Genomic DNA, 20100 nt, shown 5'->3' with positions numbered 1-20100 from the left:
CACGCATGTCTTCGCACGCCCCCCTCGACGGCAAGGTCGCCATCGTCACCGGCTCGGGCCGCGGCCTCGGCCTCGCCTATGCCCAGGAGCTCGCCCGTCAGGGCGCCGCCGTGGTCGTCAACGACGTCGACGAGGCCACCGCCGCGGAAGCCGTCGCCTCCATCGAGGGCGAGGGCGGCCGGGCTGTCGCCGTCGTCGCTCCGGTCGGCTCCACCGAGACCGCGAAGAAGCTGGTGCAGACCGCGGTCGACACGTTCGGGCGGCTCGACATCCTGGTCACGAACGCGGGCGTCCTGCGCGACACCGTGCTGTGGAAGATGACCGACGACGACTTCGACACCGTCATCAACGTGCACCTGCGCGGCACCTTCACGTGCGTGCGCGAAGCCGCCACCTACATGCGCGAGAACCAGATCCCCGGCCGCATCATCTGCATCGGCTCGCCGACCGGTCAGCGCGGCAACTTCGGGCAGACGAACTACGCCGCCGCGAAGGCGGGCATCGTCGGCATGGTGCGCACGTGGGCGCTCGAGCTCAAGAAGGCCGGCATCACCGCCAACGCCGTCATCCCGGTCGCCGCGACCGCGATGACCGCGACCGTCCCCTACTTCGCCGCGGCCGTCGAGGCCGAGGCGGCCGGCGAGCCGATGCCCGCGTTCTTCCGGCACGACCTCGGGTTCGGCACGTCGGACGACGTCGCGGGGCTGATCTCCTATCTCGCATCGGATGCCGCGGCCGGCGTCACCGGGCAGGCCATCGGCATCGGTGGGGACCGTCTGCAGGTGTGGTCGCACCCCGAGGCGGTCGCGACCGCGTACCACGACGGTGGCTGGTCGTACGACGACCTCGCGTCCGGGTTCGCCGACGCCGCCGGCGACCTGCAGTCCGTCGGCGAGAAGTTCCCGCCGCTCCCCGAGGAACTCCAGCGCCCGGCGCCGACCGGTCGTTGAGCGAGCGAAGCGAGACGAAACGCCCATGCCCTCGCCCCGCGCACGCCGGAATCGGTCGCTGAGCTTGTCGAAGCGCCCTTCGACAAGCTCAGGGACCGCGGCATCCCCCTCGGGCTCCGGCCACTGACCCACTGAGGACCCGCCATGACCCGCTACGAACCCGCGATCGACGTCGACGCGCTCACCGCGATCGACGTGCACGTCCACATCGAGGTCGACCACCACGGTCACTCGTCGCTGCCGGAGGACCTTCGCGACGCGGCGGCGAAGTACTTCAGCACCGACGGCCCGAACCCCGACCTCGACGGCGTCGCCGCGTACTACCGCGAGCGGAACATGGCGGCCGTCGTGTTCACGGTCGACGCGGAGACGAACCTCGGCCAGTCTCCGATCTCGAGCGCCGACATCGCCGAGGGAGCCGCCCGCAACAACGACGTGCTCATCCCGTTCGGCTCGGTCGACCCGCTCAAGCCGACCGCGGTCGACGACGCCCGCCGCCTGGTCGAGGACCACGGCGTGCGGGGGTTCAAGTTCCATCCGACCGTGCAGGGGTTCGACCCGTCCGACGCCGCGCACTCCCCGCTGTACGAGACGCTGCAGGACGCGGGGGTCGTCGCGCTCTTCCACACCGGACAGACCGGGATCGGCGCGGGCCTTCCGGGCGGACGCGGCCTGCTGCTCGGCCGGTCCAACCCGATACTGCTCGACCCGGTTGCCGCCCGGTTCCCCGAGCTGCAGATCATCATGGCGCATCCGTCGGTCCCCTGGCAGGACGAAGCCCTCTCGGTCGCGACCCACAAGCACAACACCTGGATCGACCTGTCTGGCTGGAGCCCGAAGTACTTCCCCGAGGCGCTCGTCCGCGCCGCGAACTCCTACCTGAAGAACCGCGTGCTCTTCGGCTCGGACTTCCCGCTGCTCACCCCCGACCGCTGGCTCCGCGACGCCGAGAACCCTTCGAAGGGCTCGGCGACCGGGTTGTTCAAGCCGGAAGTGATGCCCGGCATCCTCAAAGCCAACGCCGCACGACTGCTGAAGCTCGGCTGACGCCGGGCCGCGGCATCCCTCACCGTCCTCACCCAAGGAGAGAAACCATGACCACCACCGTCGACTGCGCCGACGTCGCCGGGCTCGCCGGCACCGACCTCGGCTTCACCGAGTGGCTCGAAGTCACGCAGGACCGCGTGAACCTGTTCGCCGACGCCACTGACGACCACCAGTGGATCCACGTCGACCCGGAGCGGGCGGCCGAGGGTCCGTTCGGCGGACCCATCGCCCACGGCTTTCTGAGCCTGTCACTCACCGTGAAGTTCTGGTCCGAGCTGTTCGATGTCACCGGGGTCACCACGAAGGTCAACTACGGCCTCGACAAGGTGCGCTTCGTCTCTCCGGTGAAGGTCGGCGCCCGCGTGCGCGGCGGCGCGGTCATCGCCGAGGTCACCGAGGTGCGCGGCGGCTTCCAGTTCGCCGTCGACCAGACCATCGAGATCGAGGGCGCAGACAAGCCCGCGGTGGTCGCCCGAGGGCTGTACCGCTTCTACGCCTGACTCCGGTCGCTGGGCTCACTCCGGTCGCTGAGCTCGCTCCGGTCGCTGAGCTTGTCGAAGCGGCCCTTCGACAAGCTCAGGGACCGGCTCAAGCTCAGGGACCGGCTCAAGCTCAGGGACCGGCTCACGCTCAGGGACCGGCTCACGCTCAGACTACGCAGGCCTTCCTCGAAGGAGAGGACTCCGCAACGATGCACACGCAGGGAATCGGGTTCTGGCTCGCCCAGCGACGGCTCAAGAACCCCGGGAAGACGGCGGTCGTCTTCGGTGACGTCGAGCTGACCTATCGGCAGATGGCGGATGCCGCGGACCACGTCGCGGCCGCCCTCTGGCATCGTGGCATCCGCCGTGGCGATGCCGTCGCCTACATCGGTGAGAACAGCCCGCAGTTCCTGCAGGTGATGTTCGCCGTCGCACAGCTCGGAGCCGTCTTCGTGCCGGTGAACACCCGGCTGGCGGGGCCTGAGATGGAGCACGTGCTCGTCGACTCGGGCGCCCGCGCCCTCGTCCTCGACCCGGAGTTCCTCGACCGCGCGATGGCCGGCGTCCAGACCGGCCGGATCGCCCACGTCATCGTCACCGGCGAAGGCCTGCCGGAGCATCCCGGTCTCGCCCGCCTCGTCGCCGATGCCCCGGTGGGCCACACGATCGCCGAGGTCGGCCTCGACGATCCGGCCGCGATCATCTACACGTCTGGCACGACCGGACGCCCGAAGGGCGCGGTGCTGAGCCACGGCAACCTCACGTGGGTCGCCCTCAACTGCATCGTCGACTACGACGTCGTCTCGACGGACGTCTCGCTCATGATCTCGCCGCTGTTCCACGTCGCCTCGCTCGGCATGGGGGCGCTGCCCGTCGTGCTGAAGGGGGCGACCCTCGTCCTCGAGAAGGGCTTCGAGCCCGGGCGCGCGCTCGCACAGATCCAGCGGCACGGCGTCACGATGCTCAGCGGCGTCCCCACCACGTACCAGATGCTCGCGGACCATCCCGACTGGGCGGCGACCGACCTCTCGACACTCCAGAAGCTCACGTGCGGCGGCTCGGCCGTGCCCACCCGCATCCTCAACGCCTACGAGGAGCGTGGGCTGTCGTTCTCGCAGGGCTACGGCATGACCGAGACCTCGCCGGGCGCGACGTCGCTCGCCCCGTCGATGACCCGCGAGAAGCAGGGCAGCGTCGGCCTGCCCCACTTCTTCACCGAGGTGCGCATCACCGACGAGCACGGCGACGTCGTGCCGCGCGGCACCGTCGGCGAGATCGAGATCTCCGGCCCCAACGTCTTCCTCGGCTATCACGGCCAGCCCGAGGCGACCGCGGCCGCGTTCACCGACGACCACTGGTTCCGCTCCGGCGATCTCGGCTACCTCGACGCCGACGGGTACCTCTACATCGCCGACCGGCTGAAGGACATGATCATCTCGGGCGGCGAGAACATCTATCCCGCCGAGGTGGAGAGCCTCATCTCGGACATCGAGGGGATCTCGGGCGTGGCCGTCGTCGGCGTGCCCGACGACCGCTGGGGCGAGGTGCCGTGGGCCGTCGTGACGGTCAAAGAGGGGGCCGAGGTCGACACCGAGATCGTGCGCTCCCGCCTCGACGGCGTGCTCGCCCGCTACAAGCTGCCGAAGAACGTCGTCGTGGTGGAAGACCTGCCGCGCACGGCGTCCGGCAAGGTGCGCAAGGCCGACCTGCGGGCGCGGTTCGGCGAGGGCCGATGACGCGCGTCCCGCCGGTGCCGTCGCTCGTGCCGGCGTTCGAGGTCGTGGCCGAGCTCGGTCCGCTGGAGGACCATGGCATGACCCGCGCCGGCCATCGCCGCATCATCCCGGTGGTCGGCGGCACCATCACGGGCGAGTTCACCGGCACGATCCTCGCCGGCGGCGCCGACTGGCAGGTCGTGCGGGCGGACGGGTCCATCGAGATCGACGGCCGCTACAGCGCCCGCGCCGACGACGGGTCGCTGCTCTACATCCGGGCCCGCGGTGTCCGCAGCGGCGATCCCGGCGTGCTCGAGGCGCTGCTGCGCGGCGACGACGTCGACCCGGACGCCTATTACTTCCGCGCCGCCCTGACGCTGGAGTCCGCCGCGCGCCCCGAGTTCGAGCGCACGGTCTACGTCGCGTCGTACATCCGCGAGGCGAGCCGCGTCCGCTACGTCGCCTACCGCGTCATCTGAGGGTCCCGTCGCCCCGGCAACCGCGGAAGCTCAGCCGAGGGCGGCGAGCCGAGGCCCCGGCATCCGCGGAACGGATGCCGGGGCCTCAATGGCGGGGGGATCGCAGTCATCCGCCGTACGAGCCCCAGTCGCCGGCATCCCACATGCGCGCGGGCACGCCGCCATGCCTCGCAGCCGCGAAGCGGGCCTCCCCCAGCGTCAGACCGCTCTGCTGGTCGATGGCGGCCGCCCTTCCCGCGAGCGCGTTCGGGGACGTAGCCGGCCAGCTGCCGTCCGCGATCCTCGTGAAGATCGTCTCGAACACGGCAGCCTCTTCCGCCGCGGTGAATGTGCAGTGACCCTCGGCCTGGACGAACGCCTGCCGCAGCTGCGCTCGCTCACCCGCGTCGCGCACCGTCGTGGCGTAGGCCTCGTCATCCTGGGTGGAGCCGGCACCGTCCCCGGTGGTGCTCAGCGACAGCACCGGCACCGTGAGTTCTCCCGTGAACGACGCCGTGCGCTCGACGAACCCGACAGCCTCGGGATCCGCCTCCAGCCTGTCGGCGCGAGCGAGCGTGCGCAGATCATCGTCGAGAGAGAGCCCCGCGGCCCGGTACGCGGCGGAGACCTCGCGCCATCTCCCGGAGTCGCGCAGTGCGCGCTCGTAGTCGACGCCGGTGTTCCACGAGAAGGTGCCGCCCACCGTGGCTTCATAGCCTGCCCGCACGAATGACCCGACGGCGAACGGCATGTAGGCGAGGTAGCGGTCGATCCGCGCCTCGCGGTCCACGATGTCCGCACCCGTGGCAGGGTCGAGGGCGGGGATCTTGCTCAGCGCTGCCGCGAAGCTCGCCCGGGCTCGTCCTTCCGCGCTGCCCGAGGCCTTCGCCACGAGCGCGTTCAGCTCCTCGAGCTCTGCATCGAGATCCACGATCCCGGTGATCCGCATCGACGAGGCCGGGTCGACGAGCTCGCGCAGGACGAAGGCCGTGTCGAGCTTGTAGTTCCATGTGCTCACCGCTCCGGCGCCCCCGCCGCACATCGGCACGGCGCCGTCGAGCCAGTCGGGCGCGGAGTCAGCGACGATGCGGGTGACGAGTCCGCCCTGCGACCGGCCGGCCAGCACGACGTCGTCGGGTGGGCCGGCGATGTCGGTGAACGCGGCGACGGCGGCACTTGCGTTGTCTCGGTCGCGCACCAGGTCCCAGCCGTCCGAGAGGTCGTATCCGATCACCGCCGTGCCTCGCTGCAGCAGCCACTCCGCCGATGCGAAGTCCGCGGTGGGGCGACCTGGCACGACGACGAGCGACCCGTTCCAGTCCCCGGGGGCGATGGCGGTGTATGCCGCGCCGTCCGGAAGAGCACCCGAGCGGGTGGTGCGCTCTTCGGGCTGCGGGGCGAAGACGTCCGGCTCACGCTCGGGTCGCAGCAGCGAGTCGGGCTGATGACGGGCGAACGTGCCGCCGCGCTCGAGTCAGCTGCTCTCGGCGATGTCGTCGGCACGATCGTTGAGGGCATGCGGGCTCGCGAGGTTCTTCCACGTGCCGGAGTCGAGCCGGTCCTGCAGGGCGGTGACCAGCGCCGCCACCTCCGCGTCGGAGTAGGCGCAGTGCCCCGGGCGATCGACGAAAGCCTGCTGCAGGAGCGCGGCGTGTCCGTGGGCGCGCACGCGGTCCGCGTAGGTTCCGGCCTGCGCGACCACCGGTGCGGCGTCACCCGTCTCGTGCAGCGACAGGACGGGACCGTGGATGTCGCCGGTCGGCGTGGCGTTCTGCTGCATGTAGGCGACAGCCTGTTCGTCGGCGGCGATGCGCTCCCCGGCGTTGAGCGCCGTGAGATCGTCGTCGAGCGAGAGTCCGGCCCCGCGATACAGCTGACGGACGAGCTGCAGGTTGCCGGACTGCCGGAGGGCGTCGGTGTAGTCCACGCCGGTGTTCCACGAGAAGTTCCCGCCGGCCCGCTGTTCCAGCGGCTGCCGCGGCGATACGGCGCCCCACATGAAGATGCCGTAAAGCTGCTCCTGCTGCGCCTGGATGTCATGCCGGTCCGGCTGGTCGGTGCCGGGCTGCGACCATGTCGGCATCTGGGCGAGACTGGCCGCGAGGGCTATCCGTGCTCGCCCTTCCGTGGTCTGCTGTGCGGCGTCGAGCACCTCCTTGAAGGCGGCCTGCCGCGCCGGTTCGTTCGTCACATCCACGAGCTCCAGCCGTGAGTCCTCGGGGGCGAGGAGCGTCTTCAGCGCGTACGTGCCGTCGAGCGAGCCATTGAGCATGGGGATGGCGCCCGCGATCGAGCCGCAGAGCGGAAGCGCGGCGTCGAAGATGTCGGGCTGCTGCTCCAGCAGTGCGACCGAGACCTGACCTCCCATCGAGGCACCCCACGCCACGACGTGCTCGGGCGCTCCCAGCGCCGTGGTGACGGCTTCGACGACCTGTGGCTGCGCGGCGAGGAGGTCCTCGACCGCCCATCCCGTGCCGGCCGCCGCGCCGGCGAGAGCGTACCCCTGGCCGGTGAGCCACGACACGACCTCGTTCGAGGGTCCGGCGGACGCTGTTCCTCCTCCCCCGCCATAACCCGGGCTCCACGTCAGCAGCGTGCCGTTCCACTGCTCGGGCTCGTGGAGGACGTACTGACCGCCGCCGGGCAGCGCGCCGCGGATCTCCGCGGGCTGTGACAGCGGCGCCGCGGCCGCCGGGACGGCGGCCAGGACGAGAGCGGCGGAAGCGGCGAGGCCGATTCCGACGCGGATCGAGCGTGATGACATCGTTCCCTTTCCGCGACGCACGCGAGCCGGGCTCGCCGTCGAGCGTCGCACCATCAGGTCTTCGTTGACCGAGCACACGACACTTATGGCGCCGTACGCAGCGGGAGGTGTAGCGGTTTGACCTTGACACGATCGATTGACGATGTCAACGGTTGCGAAACAGATCCGTTGACAATCGCAACGATGAGTGGTTTCGTTTAAAGACCACACCTCCAACGACGGACGTTGTTCAATGTGTTTCTCACCAATGCGGGTGCGAAGCGTCGCGGCCGTCTTCCCGAAGTCGAAAGGTGCCGACATGAAGAAGACCTTGGTTCTGGCCGCGAGCGTCATGGCGGCCGGGCTGCTCCTCACCGCGTGCGGCGCGAGCCCCAATGCCCGACCGGATGACGGGGACTCGCCGTCGGATGCGCCCGCGGAGCTGGTGTTCGCCGTCGTGCCGACGGATGACAGCGAGGAGCTGGAGAACAGCTTCCTGCCGCTGGTCGCGGCCATCGAGGAGACCACCGGCATCCCCACGCGCATCGAGGCCGTGAGCAGCAACGCCGGTGTCATCGAGGCGCAGGTGGCGGAGCGTGTCGACATCGCGACATACGGCGCCTTCTCGTACTACCTGGCGGCAGACGTCGCGGATGTGGAACCCATCGCCAAGGACCAGCGCACCCCCGAAGCCGGTTCAGGCGCGGTGAACTCGGTCGGCGTCGTCGCCCCTGGCTCGGACATCTCCTCGATCGAGGACGTGGCCGGCAAGAACGTCTGCTTCACCGACCCCGCGTCGACGACCGGATACCTCACCGCGGCGGCGGCGATGACGGAGGCGGGGATGGACCCCGAGTCCGACATCAACCCGCTCTTCGTCGGATCGCACGACGTCGCCGTGACGCAGATGCTGGCCGGGGACTGCGACATCGCCTTCGTGGCAGAGACCTTCGTGACGACGATCCTGCCCGATCGCGGCATCATCGCCGAGGGTGACACCGAGACGGTGTGGACCTCGGATCCGATCCCCGGCACCCCGATCGTGGTCGGCACCTGGCTGGATGAGAAGCTCCGCGACCAGATCGTCACGGCGGTGACGGAGTACAACGCCGTCTCGGCGTCGGAGGCCGGCCTGTGCGAAGAGCAGAACCGCGAAGCGCCCGCCGAGTGGGGCGAGGAGTTCGCCGGGAAGACGGCGTGCAAGTGGGGCGGCACCGGGGCCTTCGCGTTCGAGCCCGCCACGGCATCCGACTACGAGGTGATCAGCGCCATCTGCCAGACGCTCAAGACCGACGTCTGCCGCGGTGAGGAATGATCCGATGACCGCCCCGGTGACGCAGAAGGCTCCTCTTATGCCCGACAAGACGACCGCTCCGATGGACACGGGGGCCGTGAGTGTCGCGCTCAGCGATGTCAGCATGCGCTTCGGCGACAAGGCGGTCCTGAAGGGTGTCGATCTGGAGGTCGCCGCCGGTCAGTTCGTCGCCCTGGTCGGGCCATCCGGCGCGGGGAAGTCGACGCTGCTGCGTCTCATCAACGGCAGCCACCGGCCGACCGGTGGAAGCTTGTCGGTCCTCGGCGTGAACCCGGCGACGTGCGGCCGGCGCGCCCTGCAGCGACTTCGCGCCCGCGTGGGATTCGTGTTCCAGCAGTTCGGCCTCGTCGGGCGCCTGAGCGCGATGGAGAACGTGCTCATGGGCGCGCTCGGCTCGCTGCGGATGCCGCGCTACGGCATCTCGAGCTACCCCAAGGAGCTGCGCGAGCGGGCGGTGGCGAATCTGGAGCGAGTAGGACTCCTCGACGAGCGCTACCAGCGCTGCGACACCCTCTCCGGTGGTCAGCAGCAGCGGGTGGCCATCGCACGCACGCTCATGCAGGAGGCCGAGCTCGTGCTCGCAGACGAACCGGTCGCGTCGCTGGACCCCAACGCGAGCGTCTCAGTGCTGCAGACGCTGAAGAAGCTGAGCAGCGAGGATGGCTTCACCATGATCTGCTCCCTGCACCAGGTCGAGCTCGCCCTGGCCGTGTCGGATCGCGTGGTCGCCGTACGGCAGGGCTCGTTCGTCCACGACGCCCTGACCTCGGAGACCACCGAGGAGCAGATCCGCGCCGTCTACGAGCAGCAGGGATCGGCCTGACATGTCGTTGACCGTCGACCGCCCTCCGGTGAAGGCGGCTCCGGGCCCGGGTTCCGGCCGTCCACGCGCATCGGCCGCGACGGTGGGAATCCCGCTCGCCTACCTGGCCGTCACGATCTTCGGAATGTGGTGGCTCGACATCCGCCCGGCTGCCCTCATCGCCGGCCTGGAAGACATCGCTGCGCTGCTGCAGCGCATGGTGCCGCCCACCGTCGGCGACCCCGCGAATCTCGCCACTCTCGCGCTCGAGACCTTGTGGATCGCCATCGCGGGAACCGGACTCGCCACCGTCGCGTCCGTCTTCCTGGGCGCAGCCGCCTCGCGGAACTTCACCGGACCGCGGGTCGTCGCCTGGCTGGCGCGCGGCATCATCGTCGTGGCCCGCGCCGTCCCCTCGCTCGTCTTCGCCCTGATCCTGGTGCGGATCGTCGGACTCGGCCCCCTCGCCGGCGGGTTGGCGATCGCGTTCCACTCGGTCGGCATGATCGGCAAGATGTTCGCCGACGTCTTCGAAGAGCAGGATCCAGCCCCGCGGGAGGCCGTGGCGGCCGTGGGGGCGAGCCGGGCGCAGAACTTCGTCGCGACGACGTTCAGTCGAGCGCTGCCGAGCATCACGGCGATCGTGCTGTACCGCCTCGACATCAACATCCGCGCCTCCGCGGTGCTCGGCCTCGTCGGTGCGGGAGGCATCGGAGTGGCGCTGCAGACTGCCATCGGATCTCTCGACTACCACCGGGCACTCGGCATCATCCTCGTCATCGTGGTGATGCTGCTCCTGCTCGAGGCCGTCGCCTACGTCGCCCAGCGCGCCCTGGCCGAGCACGCCGAAGAGCACACCGCCGCCGAGCTGTACGGAGCCGGGCACACGCCGGCAACGCCGGGATGGAACCGCTCGCGCATCCTGCGGGTGGGCTCCGGCGTCGCCGTGCTCGCCCTCTTCGTCTTCTCGCTCACCCAGCTCTTCGCCGACTCTCCTCGCCTGGCGCGGATCTGGGAGAACGCGCTCGCGGTGATCTCGGGGTTCTTCCCGCCCGTCTTCACGCTCGACATCGCGTACGGGATCTTCGAGAGCGTCATCATGGCCATCTCGGCGACCACCTTCGGCGTGATCATCGGTCTCGTCATCGCCGTACTGTCGACGCGCCATCTGATCCGCTTCGAGCCGTTGTCCCTCGCGCTGCGCGGCCTGATGGTGCTCGTGCGCGGCGTGCCGGACATCATCTACGCGCTGTTGTTCGTCGCCGCACTCGGGCTCGGACCGTTCGCGGGATTCCTCGCCCTCGCGATCTCGTGCACCGCGCTCGCGGCGAAGTTCTTCACGGACTCGCTCGTCAAGGTCGATCCCGCGCCGCTGCGCAGCCTCGAGGCGACGGGCGCCAATCGCGTGCAGGTGTTCGTCAGCGGTGTGTGGCCCCAGTTCGTGCCGAGCTTCATCGGCAACAGCCTGTTCACCTCCGATCTCGCGCTGCGCGAGTCCGCCGTGCTCGGCATCGTCGGCGCGGGCGGCATCGGCTTCCTCCTCGAGGAGTCGGTGGCCACTCTCCACTACCAGACGACCGCCGGCATCCTCATCGGGCTCATCGCGGTCGTCGTGAGCCTCGAATCCGTCGCGCGCTGGGCGCGCAGGAAGGTGATCTGATGGCCGCCTGCCCCTTCGGCTTCACGACGCAGGACGAGGACATCTCGTCGTCCGCCGATGTGGACGCACGCACGCGCTCGGAGCGCCCCAGCGAGTGGTCGCCCGCCCTCGACGAGACATTCGGCAGCGCGCACCGCGATTACGCCGAACTGCGGCGGACGGATCCCTTCCCCTGGAGCGAGGATTTCGGTGGCTTCTGGGCGGCGATGACCTACGACGATGTGGTGGCCATCGCGCAGGACGAGCGATTCGTCACGTCGGTGCAGAATGTCGTGCCTCACGTCCCGCGGTCAGCGCGGCGCCCGCCGCTGCACTTCGACCCTCCCGAGCACACCGCCTATCGTGAGGCGATCGACCCCGTGATGCGACGCGCGGTGGTCAAGACGCACGAGTCCACGTTCCGCGCGAGCGCCGACGAGCTGGTGAGCGAGATGCTCGCCCGGGGCAGCGCCGACGGCGTCGCCGACTTCGCGGCACCCTTCGTCGTCGACTGCTTCGCGGCGTTCCTCGGCGTTCCGGTGGAGCTCACCCGTCATGTGCGAGAGATCGGGGTGCGCTACGGCTTCGCCATCCAGGACATGGACGACGACGTCATCGCGGAGTGCAGCACCGAGCTCTACGACATCGCGGAACGTGTCTACCGCGAGCGTCTCGCCGTCGACCCCGATCCCTCACAGGACCTCGTCGCCAGCCTGCACGCCGCCGCCGTGGACCCCGCGAACCACATCACCGAGCGGACGGCCATCGCGACGATCCGTCAGATGATCGTCGCGGGCATGGGGGCGCCCCAGGCCGTACTCGGCAGTTGCGTCGTCCACCTCGCGCAGGACCGCGACCTGCAGGAGCACCTGCGTCTCCACCCGGAGGACCTCCCCGCGGCCATCGAGGAGTTCCTGCGCCTCCACGCCCCGTACCGCGTCTTCGCGCGCACGCCGAGGGAAGACACCGTGGTGCACGGACGCATGGTGCGCAGGAGCGAACCGGTGGCCCTCGTGTTCCCTTCGGCGAACCGGGATGCCGCGGCCTTCGACCGGCCGGACGAATTCGTGCTGCATCGCAAGAACAACTCGCATCTGGCCTTCGGCCGCGGCGCACACAGATGCCCGGCCGCCACGATGGGCCGTGTCGAGCTGCTCATCGCGCTGCAGACCCTGCTGGAGCGGACGACGTCGTTCGAGCCGGCCGGCGAAGTCCGGATGATGAACTGGCTCGAGTACGGCCCACGCACCGTTCCGCTCGCTCTCACGCCGGCGAACGTCGTGTGACCGCCTGACTGGCACAATCGCTCCATGAGGCCAGCCGACGATCTGCTCCCGCGCGACCAGCAGGGCGCCCGCTCGCAGCAGCTTCTCATCGTCCTCCTGGGCGACTATTGGCACCTGCGCGCGGAGCCGATCCCGTCCGCGGCGCTGGTCGCATTGCTGGAGCTGTTCGACGTGACCCCCGCCGGAGCCCGAGCGGCGATCCAGCGCCTCGCGAAGCGCGGATTCCTGGTCAGCGTCAAGAGGGGGAGGACCACCGCCTACTCCGTCTCCCCGATGAGCCAGGAGTCGGTCGACGCCCATGTGGAGCTGCTCTTCCGCAGCCACATCCCCCGTCCGTGGGACGGCACATGGACCGTCGTCGGGTACTCCCTGGGAGAGGACCAGCGAGGCGCGCGCAACACCCTGCGAGAGCGGCTGCGCCAATCAGGCTTCGGCAACGTGCATGACGGCCTGTGGATCCGGCCGGGAGATCGCCGGTCGGAGGTGGAGTCGATCGTCGGAGAACTCGCGGTGCGACCGTCATTCGGACAGTTGACGGTCTTCGTCGGTGCACATCTGCCCGATGAGAGCGTGACGGCCATCGCACGCGACGCATTCGGACTGGACGGCATCGCCGCGGCGTACCGCGATTTCCTCGACCGATGGGAGCCGATCGCGGCGGAGATCCAGGCGAGTGGGCGCACACGCCGTCCCGAGAGCCGCGACGAGCGGATGCCCCATGATGGCGATGCGCTGCGACTGCGCACCTCGATCATGCGCGAGTGGCGCGAGCTTCGCCACGCCGATCCGATGCTGCCCCGGTCACTCGTCGGCGATGACTTCCCCTTCGAGCGGGCACTGTCCGTCTGTTCGATGATCTACGACTCGACCGGGCCTGCTGCCGAGGCGGAGTTCCGCCGCCTCCTCGAGCCGCACTCGGCGGAGCTGGCGGAGCGGGTGTCGCATCACACGTTCGCCGCCTATGCGGACGTTCCCGCGTCTCGCAACACCTGACAGCCCCGTCGCCCCGGCAACCGCGAAAGCTCAGCCGACGATCGCCGCGAAGTCCCGCACCGCGGGGAACGCGAACGCGCGGTGGCGCTGCGTGAACAACTCTGCCGAGCGGTCGGCGGGCCAGTCCTCGCCCATGTACTGCCGGGGCAGGCGCGGGTCGGCGCGCAGCAGCGCGAGCCAGTCGGCGACCAGCAGGGTGCGTGCGGTGAGCGGCGGGAGATCGGATGCCGCATCCTCACGCTCCCAGTGGGCGATGAACTCGTCGTGGGCCTCGCGGATGCGCTCCACGTCCCATGCGACGCGCACCGCCTCGGCCATCGGAAACCCGTCGAGCTCGCCCGCCGAGAACGCGTTGACCGATCCCGGCGGCAGATCCGGGATGATCGCCCCCAGCGCGGCGGCGAGGTCGACGGCGCCGGGCGCGATCCAGAGTCCGTCTCGCAGCACGGCGAATCCCGACCAGGTCAACGCGGCGCGCAGGCGATGGCGGAGGTCGCGCAGGTGTTCGGGCACCGTATAGGTGACGAGGGTCCAGCCGTCGCCCTGCGGCTCGAACGGCGCCGGACCGTTGACCCGGCCGGATGCCTCGCGCAGCACCTCGCTGCCGTGCGCGGTGAGCACGAAGCCGATCTCACGGCCGAGGCGCCGGCGTTCGAGCAGGCCGCTGTGCACCATGCGGTCGAGGTTGGTCCGCACCGCCGAAGCCGCGACGCCGGCGCTCTCGAGCGCGCCGATGAGCACGCTCGCGCGCAGCGGCTCGAAGTACCGGTCGCACACGTACTCGCCGAAGAACGCCAGGAGCAGCTGCCGCGGCTTGCGGGTGAGCACCGACGTCTCGACGGCCGAGAGAGCGGGCATCGCGACGGCGACCCGCGCGGCTGCGACGCTCACGCGGCCTCCGGGCGCACGGCCTCGCCGCGCTTGGCGCGCTGGATCTGCTCGTACACGTGGGTGCGCAGCTCGGTGAAGCGCGGCAGCGCGCGCGTCGTGATCTGGTCGCGCTCGGGCGCGAGGTCGATGGCGAGGTCCTCCTGCACCCATGTCGGCGACTTCGAGAGCACGATGACCCGCTCGCCGAGGTAGACGGACTCGTCGATGTCGTGGGTCACGAACAGGATCGACATGCCGCGATCGCGGTGCAGCGCCCGCACGAGGTCTTCGAGGTCGGCGCGCGTCTGCGCGTCGACCGCGGCGAAGGGCTCGTCCATGATGAGCACCTCCGGCTGATACGCGACAGCGCGGGCGATGGCGACGCGCTGCTGCATGCCGCCGGAGAGCTGCCACGGGTAGCTCTTGGTCGCATGCTCGAGGCCGACGGCGGCGAGCGCATCGTCGACGAGCCGGTCCCGCTCGGGGCGGCTGAGCTTCTTGTGCTTCAGTGGCAGCTCGACGTTGCCCCGGACCGTGAGCCACGGGTACAGGCTGCGACCGTACTCCTGGAAGACGAGAGCCATGTTGGGCGGCGGGGCGGTGACCTTCCGACCGCCGAGCTCGATGACACCCGACGTCGGCTTGAGCAGCCCGGCGATGCACTTCAGCAGCGTCGTCTTGCCGCAGCCCGAGGGGCCGACGATGCACACCAACTCGCCGGCATCCATCCGGAATCCGATGTCGCCGATCGCCTCGACGTTGCCCGTGGACGACTCGTACACCTTGCGCAGGCGCTCGACGTTCAGCAGGGGCTCACTCTTGCGCAGCGCGTCAGGCACGCTCCACCTCCTTGATTCCGTGGTACCAGCGAAGCACGCGCCGCTCGACGAAGCCGAAGATGACGGCGAGCAGGACGCCGATCAGCCCGAGCAGCACGATGCCGCTCCACATCTCGGCGATGAGGTAGTTGCGCTGGAAGTAGACGATTCGATAGCCCAGGCCCGAGGACGAGAAGAACATCTCGGAGATGACCATCAGGATGAGGGCGATCGAGAGGCACTGCCGCACGCCCGTCATGATGCGCGGACTCGCCGACGGGAGCACGAGGTACCGCAGGCGCTCCCCCGAGGTCACGGCGAACGAACGCGCGGTCTCGGTCATCACCGAGTCGGTCGCGCGGACGCCCTCGATGGTGTTCAGCAGCACGGGCCAGATCGCGCCGGCGACGATCACGACGACCTTCATGAGGTCGTTCGCGCCGACGAGCACCGCCACGATCGGGATGAGCACCGGCGGCGGCACCGCGCGGAAGAACTCGAACACAGGCTCGAGCAGTTCTCGCAGCCACTGCACCAGGCCGATGACGATCCCTGCCGCGATGCCGAGTCCGACGGCGAGCACGATGCCGATCGCGAGGCGACCGAGGCTCGGCAGCACATCGGCGAAGAATGCGGGTCCGACCCACGTCTCGATGAACGCCTCGGCGATGACGAGCGGGCTCGGGAAGAACGGCGCGGGTGAGATCGACGACCAGACGCCCCAGATCACCAGCAGGATGATCGGCAGCCCGAGCGCGTACGCGGTGTTCTCGCCGAACTTCGCCCAGACCCGCGACGGGCGGCGGGGTGTGACGACGGTGCTCGTGTAGAGGGTCACAGGACCTCCTCCCCTCGGACGGACTGGTGCCACGACAGCGAACGGCGCTCGATCGCCCGGAAGATCAGATTGACAAGCAGTCCGAGCATGCCGGTCACGATGACGAGGGCGTACACCGTCGTCCACTGCCCGGATTCGCGGGCGAGCATGATCGCGCGGCCCAGTCCCGGGATGCTGATGAACATCTCGGCGGTGATCGCGAGAATCAGCGCGACGGTCGCGGCCAGCCGCAGGCCCGTCATGAGGTACGGCAAGGCGGTGGGGAACACCAGGTTGACGATCCGCGATCCCCGTGACAGCCCGAAGCTGCGCGCCGTGTCGCGCGCGACGGCGTCGACGTCGGCCACGCCGTAGAGCACCTGGATGAAGACCTGCCAGAAGCTCGCGTACACGATGATGAGGAGCGCCGCCTGCAGCTGATAGCCGAACATGAGGATGGCGAGCGGGATGAGCGCGACCGACGGGATCGGACGCAGGAACTCCACCGTCGTGTGCGTCGCGCGACGCAGGAAGGGCACCAGGCCGATGATCGTGCCGAGCACGACGGCGAGCACCGTGGAGATCAGCAGGCCCAGTGCCCAGGAGGTCAGCGTCCGGCCGACGTTGCGCCAGAACTCCAGGTCGCCGAAGAGCACGAACAGCTGCAGGATGGTCTCGGTCGCCGTGGGGAAGTAGGCCGGGTTGACGATCCCGAGCGTCGGCAGCAGCTGCCACGTCGCCAGGAAGCCGAGGATGCCGGCCACGCCGAGCACGAGCTTGCGCATGGTGCGGTGGTGCCGGGCGCGCGGTGCGCCGGCGACGGTCGTGGGAGCGTCAGCGGTGGCGGTCACAATGCCTCCGATCGGTGCGGTCGGGTCGCGCGGCGTGGGCGCGAGGCTCCACGAGGGAGCGAGGGATGGAGAGGGCGAGCGGATGCTGCGCCCCGAGGCCGGCCGCAGCGTCCGGGCCGCCGGCTGCGATGCGTGGGGGTGAGCGGATGCCGCGAGCCGCGGCATCCGCTCACCATCCCACGCCGCGCGGCCTACTGCTGCTGGAGCAGCCGGTCGAAGTCGGGCTCGGCGTCGATGTAGCCGAACTCGACAGCGAGGGAGCCGAGGTCCTCGATGCCGGCGTCGGCGAGATCCCACGTGAAGGTCGGCAGCGTGATGCCCGCGGCTGCCTCCTCGGGGATGTCGAGGTTGGTCGCGATCGCGGCGCGCACGGCGTCCTCGTTGTCGCTCGCCCACTCCAGCGCCTCGGACATGGCGGCCGAGTAGTCGGCGACGAGGTCGGGGTCCTCATCGAGGAGTGCCTGCGTCGTGATGTTGGTGAGCACCGACAGCCCGGGGATCGTCGCCTGGTATGGCGCGACGACCGACACACCGCCGTCGCCGAGGACCATGCCGCGGAACGGGTCGGGAGCCCACGCGGCGTCCATGGTGCCGGCGGCCAGCTGCGCGGGCACGTCGGGGAACGCCACCTCGACGAACTCGATCGTCGAGGGATCGCCGCCGTCGTCCTGCACGGCCTTGCGGATGGTCAGGTCGCCGGCGGCGCCGATCGTGTTCACCGAGACCTTCTTGCCCGCGAGGTCGGCCGGGCGGGTGATGCCGGAGTCGCCCAGCGCGACGACCGCGTTGACGTCGTCACCTTCGGCGAGGCTGTTGGCGTAGTTGCCCACGATCACGACGCCGAGGTCCTGGACGTCGGCGCGGATGGGGCCGAACGGCTGACCGATGGCGAACTGGATGTCGCCGCTCAGCAGCGCGGGGATGGCGTTGGCGCCGCCCTGCGCGGGGACGACCTCGATCTCGAGGCCGTGGTCTTCGAAGATGCCCTCGTCGATCGCGGCCCAGAGCGCGCCGGTCTCGGCGATGGGCAGCGCGGCGACGCGGACCTTGGTGAGTTCGCCGCCGGCGGCGTCGTCGGTCGAGGTGGAGGACGGGGTGGCGCCGGAATCGGTGCAGCCGCTGAGCGCGAGTGCGGCGGCGGCGAGAACGCCGAGGGTGGCAAGACTCTTCTTCATTGACGGGCCTCTCAAAGGACGGGTGCTGTGGGTGCCGGCTGCCGCGTCCGACCGACCGGAGTCGGCGTCGGCACCGCGGCGTGCCGGACAACAGTCATGGTGCGCCACTGCGGATCGATTGTCAATGCTTTTGTGACGCCCGTCACGAAACACGTGAACTACGCACGCACCTCGGAGGCGGGCATCCGCTCAATGGAAGTCGCCGCCTCCGCCGCGCGTGGATCCCCCGAAGATGGGTGCGCACGCACAGCGTGCCTATTGCCATTACCTATGGTGATAGGTATTCTCTGGTTACCGCGGTGCAGAGACGCACCCGGAAGAGGAAAGGACCTCCCCTCATGGCCCACGCGACTCCCGCATCGCCCTCGGCGGCCGCCCTCGTCGACGGTTTCTCGCTCGAGATGACCGGCAAGGACATCGCCGGTCTGGAAGAGGCGCGCGACACGATTCCGCAGGGAACGAAGGTCAACGTCACGTTCCTCGGCAACGAAGACCTCGAGATGCGGGTCGCTGCCGCGAAGGCCGTCAAGGAGATGGGCTTCATCCCGGTCCCCCACCTTTCGGCGCGCCGTCTGAGGTCGCAGGATGAGCTCGAGGAGTTCCTCGGCCGCCTGCAGGAGGTCGGCGCGACCGAGCATGTCTTCGCCGTCGGCGGCGACCCGGCCGACCCGGAGGGCCCCTACCCCGACGCGCTCACCGTGATCCGCTCGGGGGTGCTGCAGAAGTTCGGAGTGCGTGAGGTGTCGATCGCGGGCTACCCCGAGGGGCACCCCGACATCCCCGCCGACGTGCTGTGGCGTCACCTCGACGAGAAGGCGCTCACCCTCGCGCAGGAGGGGCTGGATGCCGTCATCCTGACGCAGTTCGCGTTCGACACCGATCCGGTGATGACGTGGATCGACGCCGTCCGCGAGCGGGGCATCGACGCGCCCATCCGCATCGGCACGCCGGGACCGGCCGGCATCAAACGACTCATCAGCTTCGCCCGCCGGTTCGGGGTGGGCGCGAACGCGATGATCGTGAAGAAGTACGGGTTCTCACTCACCAACCTGATGGGCACCGCCGGGCCGGACCGGTTCGTGTCGGACCTGGCGACGCTGCTCGCGGACCCTTCGACGGGCTCAGGGACCGGGGGTGGCTCCGGCGAGGTGAAGCTGCACTTCTACACGTTCGGTGGGCTGCTCGCCACGTCGACCTGGGCGCGGGAGTTCGTCGCGTCGCAGTCCTCCGGGGCGCGCCGATGACGACGCACCTCGACACGCATCGCGACCACGCCTGCCTGATCGTGCACGGTCCCGACCAGCCGGGCATCGTGGCCGCCGTGACAGCGCTGGTGACCCGGGTGGGCGGGAACATCGTCACGCTCGACCAGTACTCCGACAACCCCGAGGGCGGCGAGTTCTTCCAGCGCGTGGTCTTCCACCGCCCCGAGCTGCAGGCCGCGCTGCCCGACATCGAGGCCGACCTCGACAAGACCCTCGGCCCGCTCAAGCTGGAGTGGCGCGTCACCGACCAGTCCATCCCGAAGCGGATGGCGATCCTCGCCTCCACCTCCGATCACTGCCTGCTCGAACTGCTCTGGCGGCACCGTCGCGGCGAGCTGCCGGTGACCATCCCGATGGTCATCTCCAACCACACCAACACCGCCGAAGACGTCCGCTCCTTCGGCATCCCGTTCTTCCACGTGCCCTCGCAGGGCGCCGACAAGTCCGCCGCCGAGGCCAAGATCGTGGAACTGCTGAAGGGCAACGTCGACTTCGTCGTGCTCGCCCGGTACATGCAGATCCTCTCCGACTCATTCCTCGACGAGGTCGGGGTGCCGGTGATCAACATCCACCACTCGTTCCTGCCCGCGTTCATCGGCGCCGCCCCGTACCGCAAGGCCAAGGAACGCGGCGTCAAGCTCATCGGCGCGACCAGCCACTACGTCACCGCCGACCTCGACGAGGGCCCGATCATCGAACAGGACGTCGCCCGCGTCACCCACGCCATGTCCGCCGCCGACCTGCAGGCCCGCGGCGCCTACGTCGAACGCGCCGTGCTCTCCCGCGCCGTCGAATGGCACGCCGAAGACCGCGTCATCCGACACGGCAACAGCACCATCGTCTTCACATAGCCAAGGCGACCGCCCGGGCCGCG

The 20100-nt window shown here is 69.7% G+C and carries 19 protein-coding genes; 12 read left to right on the top strand and 7 right to left on the bottom strand.

The annotated features are described in order from the left end of the window. Window positions 1-5 precede the first annotated feature (5 nt). From NCG93_RS14475 to NCG93_RS14455, 5 genes are all read left to right on the top strand, one after another. Window positions 6-950, top strand: coding sequence for an SDR family NAD(P)-dependent oxidoreductase (locus NCG93_RS14475; protein WP_194412475.1), 945 nt, complete (start codon window positions 6-8; stop codon window positions 948-950). 144 nt (window positions 951-1094) lie between these two features. After that, a complete protein-coding gene (locus NCG93_RS14470) occupies window positions 1095-1997 on the top strand; it encodes an amidohydrolase family protein (RefSeq protein WP_194412474.1) in 903 nt (300 codons plus the stop codon). A 47-nt stretch (window positions 1998-2044) separates the two neighbouring features. Then, entirely contained in the window at window positions 2045-2497 is a 453-nt protein-coding gene (locus NCG93_RS14465) for a MaoC family dehydratase (RefSeq protein WP_194412473.1), read from the top strand. A 191-nt stretch (window positions 2498-2688) separates the two neighbouring features. Continuing rightward, complete coding sequence (locus tag NCG93_RS14460) at window positions 2689-4215, top strand: acyl-CoA synthetase (RefSeq protein WP_194412472.1); 1527 nt, start codon at window positions 2689-2691, stop codon at window positions 4213-4215. After that, window positions 4212-4673: a DUF3237 domain-containing protein gene (locus NCG93_RS14455; RefSeq protein ID WP_194412471.1), complete on the top strand. Its 462-nt coding sequence runs from the start codon at window positions 4212-4214 to the stop codon at window positions 4671-4673. The genes NCG93_RS14460 and NCG93_RS14455 overlap by 4 nt, the downstream gene beginning before the upstream one ends. A 106-nt stretch (window positions 4674-4779) precedes the next feature. Here NCG93_RS14455 and NCG93_RS14450 read toward each other — a convergent pair whose 3' ends face one another. Both NCG93_RS14450 and NCG93_RS14445 read right to left on the bottom strand, forming a co-directional pair. Next, window positions 4780-5949, bottom strand: a complete 1170-nt coding sequence (locus tag NCG93_RS14450; RefSeq protein WP_194412470.1) for an alpha/beta fold hydrolase — start codon at window positions 5947-5949, stop codon at window positions 4780-4782. 177 nt (window positions 5950-6126) lie between these two features. Then, entirely contained in the window at window positions 6127-7416 is a 1290-nt protein-coding gene (locus NCG93_RS14445; RefSeq protein WP_194412469.1) for a prolyl oligopeptidase family serine peptidase, read from the bottom strand. A 298-nt stretch (window positions 7417-7714) separates the two neighbouring features. On the opposite strand from NCG93_RS14445, the gene NCG93_RS14440 reads away from it, so the two are divergent. From NCG93_RS14440 to NCG93_RS14420, 5 genes are read left to right on the top strand one after another with little or no spacing between them, the layout of a single operon-like run. Further along, entirely contained in the window at window positions 7715-8710 is a 996-nt protein-coding gene (locus tag NCG93_RS14440; RefSeq protein WP_194412468.1) for a phosphate/phosphite/phosphonate ABC transporter substrate-binding protein, read from the top strand. 4 nt (window positions 8711-8714) lie between these two features. Continuing rightward, complete coding sequence (gene phnC, locus NCG93_RS14435) at window positions 8715-9533, top strand: phosphonate ABC transporter ATP-binding protein (protein WP_241741566.1); 819 nt, start codon at window positions 8715-8717, stop codon at window positions 9531-9533. A 1-nt stretch (window position 9534) separates the two neighbouring features. Continuing rightward, the gene (gene phnE / locus NCG93_RS14430; RefSeq protein ID WP_194412467.1) at window positions 9535-11172 is read left to right on the top strand and encodes a phosphonate ABC transporter, permease protein PhnE; all 1638 of its coding nucleotides are present in this window, start codon (window positions 9535-9537) and stop codon (window positions 11170-11172) included. Further along, a complete protein-coding gene (locus NCG93_RS14425) occupies window positions 11172-12437 on the top strand; it encodes a cytochrome P450 (RefSeq protein WP_194412466.1) in 1266 nt (421 codons plus the stop codon). The genes phnE and NCG93_RS14425 overlap by 1 nt, the downstream gene beginning before the upstream one ends. A 24-nt stretch (window positions 12438-12461) precedes the next feature. Continuing rightward, the gene (locus NCG93_RS14420) at window positions 12462-13430 is read left to right on the top strand and encodes a PaaX family transcriptional regulator (RefSeq protein ID WP_194412465.1); all 969 of its coding nucleotides are present in this window, start codon (window positions 12462-12464) and stop codon (window positions 13428-13430) included. A 30-nt stretch (window positions 13431-13460) separates the two neighbouring features. On the opposite strand, the gene NCG93_RS14415 is transcribed toward NCG93_RS14420, so the two are convergent. The 5 genes from NCG93_RS14415 to NCG93_RS14395 form a co-directional block, all read right to left on the bottom strand. Then, on the bottom strand, window positions 13461-14321 hold the full coding sequence (locus NCG93_RS14415; RefSeq protein ID WP_252787563.1) for a PaaX family transcriptional regulator: 861 nt from the start codon (window positions 14319-14321) through the stop codon (window positions 13461-13463). After that, entirely contained in the window at window positions 14318-15139 is an 822-nt protein-coding gene (locus tag NCG93_RS14410; protein ID WP_194412464.1) for an ABC transporter ATP-binding protein, read from the bottom strand. The genes NCG93_RS14415 and NCG93_RS14410 overlap by 4 nt, the downstream gene beginning before the upstream one ends. Then, a complete protein-coding gene (locus NCG93_RS14405) occupies window positions 15132-15956 on the bottom strand; it encodes an ABC transporter permease (RefSeq protein ID WP_194412463.1) in 825 nt (274 codons plus the stop codon). Before NCG93_RS14405 ends, NCG93_RS14410 begins: the two co-directional genes overlap by 8 nt. Then, a complete protein-coding gene (locus NCG93_RS14400) occupies window positions 15953-16786 on the bottom strand; it encodes an ABC transporter permease (protein ID WP_252787562.1) in 834 nt (277 codons plus the stop codon). The genes NCG93_RS14405 and NCG93_RS14400 overlap by 4 nt, the downstream gene beginning before the upstream one ends. Before the next feature lie 191 nt (window positions 16787-16977). Continuing rightward, window positions 16978-17961 carry an ABC transporter substrate-binding protein gene (locus NCG93_RS14395; RefSeq protein WP_194412462.1) on the bottom strand — a complete coding sequence of 328 codons (984 nt, stop codon included), beginning with the start codon at window positions 17959-17961 and terminating at the stop codon, window positions 16978-16980. A 338-nt stretch (window positions 17962-18299) separates the two neighbouring features. Here NCG93_RS14395 and NCG93_RS14390 point away from each other — a divergent pair, with 338 nt between their 5' ends. Together NCG93_RS14390 and purU are read left to right on the top strand one after the other, a co-directional pair. Then, complete coding sequence (locus NCG93_RS14390) at window positions 18300-19205, top strand: methylenetetrahydrofolate reductase (protein WP_194412461.1); 906 nt, start codon at window positions 18300-18302, stop codon at window positions 19203-19205. Then, on the top strand, window positions 19202-20077 hold the full coding sequence (gene purU, locus NCG93_RS14385) for a formyltetrahydrofolate deformylase (protein ID WP_194412460.1): 876 nt from the start codon (window positions 19202-19204) through the stop codon (window positions 20075-20077). Before NCG93_RS14390 ends, purU begins: the two co-directional genes overlap by 4 nt. Window positions 20078-20100 lie beyond the last annotated feature (23 nt).

It is taken from the genome of Microbacterium yannicii (assembly GCF_024055635.1).
Taxonomy (GTDB): Bacteria; Actinomycetota; Actinomycetes; order Actinomycetales; family Microbacteriaceae; genus Microbacterium; species Microbacterium yannicii.
Note: the sequence above shows the minus strand (reverse complement) of the source record. Positions and strands in the feature narration are given on the sequence as shown.

Bases quoted from the DNA above. Each gene is read 5' to 3' on its own strand.
- NCG93_RS14475 (WP_194412475.1), top strand. From the start codon at position 6: ATGTCTTCGCACGCCCCCCTCGACGGCAAGGTCGCCATCGTCACCGGC.
- NCG93_RS14470 (WP_194412474.1), top strand. From the start codon at position 1,095: ATGACCCGCTACGAACCCGCGATCGACGTCGACGCGCTCACCGCGATC.
- NCG93_RS14465 (WP_194412473.1), top strand. From the start codon at position 2,045: ATGACCACCACCGTCGACTGCGCCGACGTCGCCGGGCTCGCCGGCACC.
- NCG93_RS14460 (WP_194412472.1), top strand. From the start codon at position 2,689: ATGCACACGCAGGGAATCGGGTTCTGGCTCGCCCAGCGACGGCTCAAG.
- NCG93_RS14455 (WP_194412471.1), top strand. From the start codon at position 4,212: ATGACGCGCGTCCCGCCGGTGCCGTCGCTCGTGCCGGCGTTCGAGGTC.
- NCG93_RS14445 (WP_194412469.1), bottom strand. From the start codon at position 7,416: ATGTCATCACGCTCGATCCGCGTCGGAATCGGCCTCGCCGCTTCCGCC.
- NCG93_RS14440 (WP_194412468.1), top strand. From the start codon at position 7,715: ATGAAGAAGACCTTGGTTCTGGCCGCGAGCGTCATGGCGGCCGGGCTG.
- phnC (WP_241741566.1), top strand. From the start codon at position 8,715: ATGACCGCCCCGGTGACGCAGAAGGCTCCTCTTATGCCCGACAAGACG.
- phnE (WP_194412467.1), top strand. From the start codon at position 9,535: ATGTCGTTGACCGTCGACCGCCCTCCGGTGAAGGCGGCTCCGGGCCCG.
- NCG93_RS14425 (WP_194412466.1), top strand. From the start codon at position 11,172: ATGGCCGCCTGCCCCTTCGGCTTCACGACGCAGGACGAGGACATCTCG.
- NCG93_RS14420 (WP_194412465.1), top strand. From the start codon at position 12,462: ATGAGGCCAGCCGACGATCTGCTCCCGCGCGACCAGCAGGGCGCCCGC.
- NCG93_RS14395 (WP_194412462.1), bottom strand. From the start codon at position 17,961: ATGAAGAAGAGTCTTGCCACCCTCGGCGTTCTCGCCGCCGCCGCACTC.
- NCG93_RS14390 (WP_194412461.1), top strand. From the start codon at position 18,300: ATGGCCCACGCGACTCCCGCATCGCCCTCGGCGGCCGCCCTCGTCGAC.
- purU (WP_194412460.1), top strand. From the start codon at position 19,202: ATGACGACGCACCTCGACACGCATCGCGACCACGCCTGCCTGATCGTG.